The 6,822-nt window shown below is 66.2% G+C and carries 4 protein-coding genes; all 4 read right to left on the reverse strand.

The features are described 5' to 3' along the window. Positions 1 to 4: 4 nt before the first annotated feature. The 4 genes from AB7O82_RS15850 to AB7O82_RS15865 are packed head-to-tail and all read right to left on the reverse strand — an operon-like array spanning position 5 to position 6,771. Complete coding sequence (locus tag AB7O82_RS15850) at positions 5 to 2,383, reverse strand: hypothetical protein (RefSeq protein WP_428540828.1); 2,379 nt, start codon at positions 2,381 to 2,383, stop codon at positions 5 to 7. A gap of 1 nt (position 2,384) precedes the next feature. Continuing rightward, positions 2,385 to 3,041, reverse strand: coding sequence for a tail fiber domain-containing protein (locus tag AB7O82_RS15855; RefSeq protein WP_428540831.1), 657 nt, complete (start codon positions 3,039 to 3,041; stop codon positions 2,385 to 2,387). Between the two features lie 2 nt (positions 3,042 to 3,043). Further along, positions 3,044 to 3,652 carry a hypothetical protein gene (locus AB7O82_RS15860; RefSeq protein WP_428540834.1) on the reverse strand — a complete coding sequence of 203 codons (609 nt, stop codon included), beginning with the start codon at positions 3,650 to 3,652 and terminating at the stop codon, positions 3,044 to 3,046. After that, a complete protein-coding gene (locus tag AB7O82_RS15865; RefSeq protein ID WP_428619754.1) occupies positions 3,652 to 6,771 on the reverse strand; it encodes a hypothetical protein in 3,120 nt (1,039 codons plus the stop codon). Before AB7O82_RS15865 ends, AB7O82_RS15860 begins: the two co-directional genes overlap by 1 nt. Between the last annotated feature and the right edge of the window lie 51 nt (positions 6,772 to 6,822).

The following is a 6,822-nucleotide window of genomic DNA, read 5'->3' on the forward strand; positions in this document are numbered from 1 at the left end:
TGTCCTACTGCTGTGGGGGTCCGACCGTGATCTTAAACGATCCCATGCCACCGTGCGAGCCAATTTCCGCCTGCATGTCCTGAATGAACCGCTGGAAGACTTCCTCCCCGCCGATGATCCCGATGCACCCGGCCGTGTAGCCCTGGTTGGAAGAGTGGATCAGGAGGCCCTGCCGCGGAGCCTGGTTGGGGATCAGGGGATCGCGCGCATCCGACAGCATGAAGGCATCGCGGCGGAAGCGGTAGCCCTGGCGCGCACGCTGTGCGCCTGTCGTGAACTGCTGCACCGTGTAGGTGCCGAACGGGATCGAGCCTCGCCCGCCGCCGCCCGAGCCGAAGCGGTACACGTTGCCGTTGACCGTGATGGAACCTGTGATGCGATCGCCGTAGCCGCTGGCATTGACGACGCGCTCCGTTTGATCGGTAGCCACGGCCAGGGAGCCGTTGACATATGGCGTGGCCCCTTGTCGGGAGCTGGGCTGCTCCGGCGACAGATACGTTTCTTCCGGGGTCCGCAGGGCGGCCTTCAGCACGTCAGCGTTGACGCTGTAGTGGGCGGCGAAGCTGTCGAGCGTCACCGGCTGAACCAGTGCGCCAGGTTGGAGATCGGGCATGGCGGCCGGCGCAGTGTCGAAGCCGCCGGCATCACGCTGCCCACGCCCGTCGCCTTCGCGGCCGGCGTTGGGCGGGAAGGCACGGCGCAGGAACTCTTCCGCGCTCTCTCCGGGGGTGCGGGCGGGCACGACTGGTGCCGGAGCAATAGGCGCCGGAGCAGTGCCGCCCACAGCCGCAGCCGGGTCCACGGAGCCGGGAGCGACAGCGGCAGTCGGCGGGCGCAGTGACCAGGAGAAGGTGCCGAGCATCCCGCCTTCCGCAAGGTTCCCCGAGATCGCGCTGTTGATCGCGCTCATCGGGTTATTCACCTGAAGCTGGCTGAAGATGTAGTTGGGGCTGCGATGGTCTAGCAATTCGGACACCGGGACATTGTGCGGGCCGGGGCCGGGGCCGCCGACGCGGAGGGCGTCGAAGAGCGTCTGTGCCTCCGTGCGGAACTTGCCCCACTCCACGTCGCCGTTCACATCCAGAATGCCCGAGAGCGGATTGGAGCGCGTGAACGTCGAGCGGTAGGTCTCTATCACTAGGCCAAAGCGATCCTGCGCCATCCGCTGCGCCGGGTCCGTCGCAGTGATCGCTCCGAGGAACAGGCCCATGCCCTCCTGGCCGGGGACGAGCAGTCCGGCAGCGCCGGCAGCGTAAACCTCGCCCGGCGTTAGCCGGTTCGGGTCGTCCAACGGGAGGTTCATGCGGGACGCGAAGTTGTCGTAGGTATAGGGATCGTTCGTGGCCGCGGCGCCACCATCTTCAATCTTCTCCGCAAAGGCGACCATGGCCGCCACGTCCTCACGGCTCACGCCCGGCATCTCGGAGATCGCCTTGACGCTCTCCCAGTAGTCGCCGGTGAGCGTGAGGGTGCCATCCTCTCCGATCTGGTTGGAGTAGGTTTCAACGATCGCTGCCTGAACGGCCGCTTCCTGGGCTTTCTGCTCGGCCGTTCGATTGGCAGACGCCACGCGGCTGTTGTATTCGATCTGCGCCTCGGCGGCATTCTTCGCCTGGGCGTAGGGCTCCGGGCCAAGGATGCTGGCATACTTCTCGAAGTCGCCTGCGTTGTAATCCTGAAGGAACTGCTCCGGGTTCGCTTCGATCATGCCATTGAACGCAGCCGCGACCGTCATGGCCTGCGCGGTGCGCACGGTCTCGGTCATCGCCGTTGCCGCCACAACGCCACCCACGGCGCTGGCGCGCACCATCTCGGCCACGGTGTCGCCGGTCTCTGCGAGCACTTGGTCGAGCTGTTCCGGGTTGCGGTACGCGAACTGCGCGCGGGCGTTCAGGTAGCCGTCTATGTTCTGCGCGGTGGCAACCGCCGACCGATTGGACACGTCGGCGGTGGTGGAGTTGAAGAGCGACATGATGCCCGAGGACACGCGGTCGGCGGCCCACAGGCGCCCCCTCTCGGTCTGGAAGCTCTCGCGGAACTGATCGAAGCGCGGCTGCATGGCCTCAAGAAAGCGGTCGCGCACAGTCGGGTCGTTGGGGTCGGAATTGCGCAGGATTTCGTCCCACTCATCCGACGCATTCATCATCATGGTGCCGTAGGCATTGGCGCCGGCCACGACTTCGGTCTGGTACGTGGCGTCGTCCTGACGCTTCTGCCGCTCTTCGAGCATCCCGCCGACGCCGGCAATGGCGCCGCCGATCGCAGCACCGCTTACTTGCGCGCTGCGCTGGAGGGCAGCGCCGAGTTCTTGGAAGGACTGCGGCCCGCGGTTGGACGGCTGGAGCCCGGTGACGGGCGACGTGTACTCGCGAATATTCGCCATGCTAAGCCCCTGTCCGCTGCGGTGCGTACTCGCTGTCGATGAACTTCACACCCATGTCGATGACCATGGAGGGCTCCACCTTCTCGACATCCTGCGCCATGTAGCCGACCCACTCGGTCTTCTCCGGGTCCGCCTTGTAGGTGTAGGTGAAGACCGGGAGCCCGCGCTTGCCGACGCCGATCTTCTTAATGTTCTCTTTCTGGCGCTTGTCGGAGAAGAGCCCGAGCACGCCGGTGGCGATCGACAGGAAGCCGCCGAAGGACGATGACTTTGCCGCGGAGCGCGCGGCCTGCGCTTCGGCGCGGAGGTTTTGCGCCTGGATGCGGAAGCCCTGCTCCTCGATCGCGCCCTGCGTGGTGACGAGGCCCCTGGCGATCGCTCCCTGCGCCGCGCTGTCCGCGGCCAGATCGAGCGCCGTGCCGGACATGGAGAACCCCGCGCCGGCGATGTCAGCCCTCTGGCCGCCGAGCACACGATAGATGTCCCGCTGCGTGGCAGCGAGCTGGATGCCGGTGGACGCTTTGGAAATGCGGGCGTTGATCTCGGTCAGGCGCGCGGCCTCATCGAGCGACGCCGCATTCTGGCGGGAGCCCTTTGCCGAAAAGAGGCTTTGCACCCCCGAGCCGATGTCGCTGAAAGCTCCGAAGTTCAGGGCCATGGTTAATCCTCAGTCGTGATGAAGCCGCCGATGGCGGAAACCTGCGCAGAATACGGGCCTTCGACTTCCCACGCAAGCTGCCCGTCGAACTCTTTCTCGTCCTCCACGACATCGCGAAGGATGCCGGTGAACATCTCGGTTGGCGTGTATGCAACCTCGTTGTCCCGCATGAACTGCACCGGGGAAAGGCGGTCGAACGATGTGCCAACCTTGAGGCCGCGCGTCGAGACGAGCTGCATGGCCACCTGGCTGACGTGCCGGGGCTTACCGAACGCCGGCCCAGTGCGGGCGCCAGTGGTCTCGGGCGCCTGCGGGCGGAGGAGCTGGCCGCGGCTGACGTAGCGGTAGCCGATGACGCAGGGGACGTTCCACTCGCCATTATTCAGGATGACCGTGTTCAGGCCCCAGTTCCGGCCCATCGCGGACACCTGCGTCAGCCAGCGCTCGGTCAGGAGGCCGTCGCCGTTCTCGTCTGGCGGGCCGGAGCCGAACGGCACGGTGATCTGCCCGTTGCGCACGGGGAAGTCGCCGCAGTCGAGACCGGCCAAGAACACGGCCAGGGTCTCGCCGTCGAAGTCGCCCAGCCCGTGCAGGTACACCGCGTCAGCCATTAGGGTGCCTCCGTGAAGATGTAGTCGTCGTCCGGCGCGCCAAGGGAGTAGGTCGCGATAATGTCTGTCGCCCGCTCGCTGAAGTAGTAGTAGCGGTTGAGCGTCATGCGCGCACCGCCGAGAGTGGACTTGCCGACGCAGAAGAATGCGCCGCCCGAGGAGGAAGCTGGAATGGTGATCGGGCTGTCCCCGTGGTCGTAGTCGGGCACCTGGCCGCCGGTGCATGTCAGGCTCGGCGGGATGTCGGACCCCTGCGTCCATCCACCAGGAACGGCGTTCACGCGGATACTTCCGAAGATTGGGACCGGGAGCGGGCAGGTGGTCTCGACAAAGAGATAGAGGTTGCCCGGCTCCGGCTCTGGCTCCTCCTCGTCAACGCCGTGCTCGGGGTCTTCAACGGAGGGCGGCACCACGCTGGCAGTGCCGGCGCTCGGCGGCGCGAACATGCCGTCAAGGTAGTTGCAGTCGAAGATGTCATTGTCCTCGGGCATGAGTTCGCCCATGAGTTCGATCCGGTGCAGGGCCGTCTCGCGATCGCGAGTGATGACCACCGGCGCCTCTACAGGGCTCCCGTCGATCGACGGGCCAACGCTCACGCTCACGAAGTCGCGCGGGCCGCCATGCTCGTGCCAGTGCCAGCCGTTCATCTCCGGGGGGCTCTCAGAGCGGAAGGGAAGGTACGACCGCTCGTAGGTCGTGCCGGACAGCTTGCCGTCCGCGGTGACGACCCACAGCATCGACGTGAGCGCCCGCTGGTAGGCGATCTGGATGATGCCGCCTTCAGTCAGCGACTTCGCCTTCTGCGTCAGCGGCGGAGCCACGAAGCGCCCGCTCGACGCGTCGCGCATGTACTCGTGGATGTCGCGGCCGTTGGAGTGGACGAAGAGGCTGGAGATCGGAGCCTGCACCGGCAGGACCGGCGACGACGTATAGCTGGTCTTCAGCTCCGCCTTGATGTTCGTGGGCGTGATGATCTGCTGCTGCGTGGTCGAATAGATCAGCCGCTCGCCGCCCGTGAGGCCGAGCACGATGCCGGTATCCCCAGGGTGCATCCACTGGATCGGCGCGTTTACTTCGGAGTTGAAGCTGTAGGAGATCGCGCTGGCGTCCGTCACCGTGCCGTCCTCTTCGGTCGGGGAGAACACGAAGGGCTCTCCGGCCTTGCTGGCGTCGAAGTGGTTCTTGCCGGAGGCCAGCCAAAGGCGGCCGTCCGCGTAGCAACCCGTCACCGGGAACTCCGGGTCCGTGAAGTTGTAGCGGCCCAGCCGCCAGTTGCGGATGATCCCGGTGCCCGTGTACAGCAGCTCCTTGCCGAGCACCTGCACGTTGGCCGCGCTACCCTCCCCGCCGGCCGAAAAGAACTTCATCTCCGCGGCGCAGACCTTGGCCTGCGAGTTGTTGCCGGAGTTGAGAGAGATCAGCACCTCGAACCAAACGTAGTCCCAGGTGGACGTGGCGTCATTGGAGGCAACGTAGATCGGCGCAGAGGTGACGCGATTATACGGGATGCCGCCGCTCGATCCCAGCAGCGTTCCGTCGCTGGCGCTCGACGGGGCACCGCCGGTCTTGGCGCGGAGGTTGATCGTGACGGTGGCCCGCTGCCCGACCGCGAAGGTGTAGGTGCCCGCCGAGCCGCCCACGTCGCGGGCGCCGAAGAGCCGGCCAAAGATCAGGCCAGGGGCGAGAAAGCCAGTGTGCTTCTCGAACACACCCAGGATGTCGTCCACGATGCCGAGCCCGGTGCGATTGGCGGCGGTCGTCGTCTTGGCGCTCGACAGCGCCGGGTAACAGTGGCCGCCGGAGACTTCCGTAGGCGTGGCGAGTTGCAGCCCCGCGAAAGCGCTCGTACCCGGATGGGTCGGGCCGGCCTTGTCCACCGACGTGGTGTTGCCGTCGAAGAGGCCGGCGAGCCCGCTGCCCCCGGTGAGGTTGCCGATCTTGCCAGTCTGATCGGCCGCCGGGATTTCCGTGCCGCCAGCGATCGAGACGATCTTGCCCCACGTCCAGCGGGCCGCGGAAGGCGCCGGCACCCACTTGGTCGGGTCCGCGCCCGGCCGGCCAGAGCCGTCGCCGGAGACGCTGGCGATCGCCGACCAGTAGGAGCCCTCGAACTTTACCTTGTCGCCGTCCGTGTAGCTCGTGCCGCTGCTCCAGTCGGCGGGCTCGGAGAACATGCGGACGTGGCGGCCAATGTCGGCGGTGGTGAGGGTCTTGTTCGGGAGGAAGTCGAGCGCGCTGCGCCGCTCCCAATATGCCGACCCGTCCGCCGGAGTGTTGTTGACGTTCTCGGTTTGCAGCGAAATCCACGGCACCGTGTTGTAGGTGACGTAGCTGCCCTCGTCGTAAGCCTTGGTGCTCTCCCACGCCTCGAAGCCGAAGTCGAGAAGGATGATGCCCGACGTTCCGGTCGGCGTGGCCACCGACCCTACCTGGCGGTCCAGGTACGGCCCGTCCTTGAATTGGGCCTCGGACAGCTCGATGTTCGTCCACGACGCCTCGCCCGCCTCGTCGTAGGTGAGGACCCGCGGCCAGAAGGCCGGGTGAAGGGTGAGGACTTCCTTGTCGGTCTGCACGCGGTTGACCGCCTGCCAAGTGTCGCCAACGTAGGGCGTTTCCACATCCGTGATTTTGGCGACGTACACGACGAGGGTGTCCAGCCACGTCACCAGGAGGCCGTTGATGCCCTTCCCGGTCACGAGATCGTGGAGCTTGAACTTGTCGGTGGCAGTCACTTCGATGACGAACACGCGGGCGGTCAGCGCGGCAACGCCGGAGGCAGACGCGCCATCCGGGGCGAATACCACCTGGTCGCCAGTCGCCCATCCGTGCGCGGCGTCCACGGTGATCTCCGCCGGGTTGTCGGTGGACACGAACGTAACCTGCCGGCGGGTGGCATCCGTCACGATCGTGGAGCCATGGATGAAGCGGAAATGCCCATCCGACATTTCCATGTTGTAGTAGTGGGCGGTCTCCGAGGCCAGCGGGATCAGGCGGGCAGGAGCGCCGTGGCGCGTGTAGCCGATCGAGCGGAAGGGCGGCCGGCGCACCCAGTCACCAGTCGAGAGCGGGAAGCTGTTGTAGCACTCCGCCAGCGAGCGGGCATACTCGGGCTCGGCCATGCGGCCATGGGCCGACTTCGACCAGAAGCCGCCGCGGAAATCCGTCTGAAC

Source organism: Reyranella sp. (genome assembly GCF_050185545.1).
Classification (GTDB): Bacteria; Pseudomonadota; Alphaproteobacteria; order Reyranellales; family Reyranellaceae; genus Reyranella.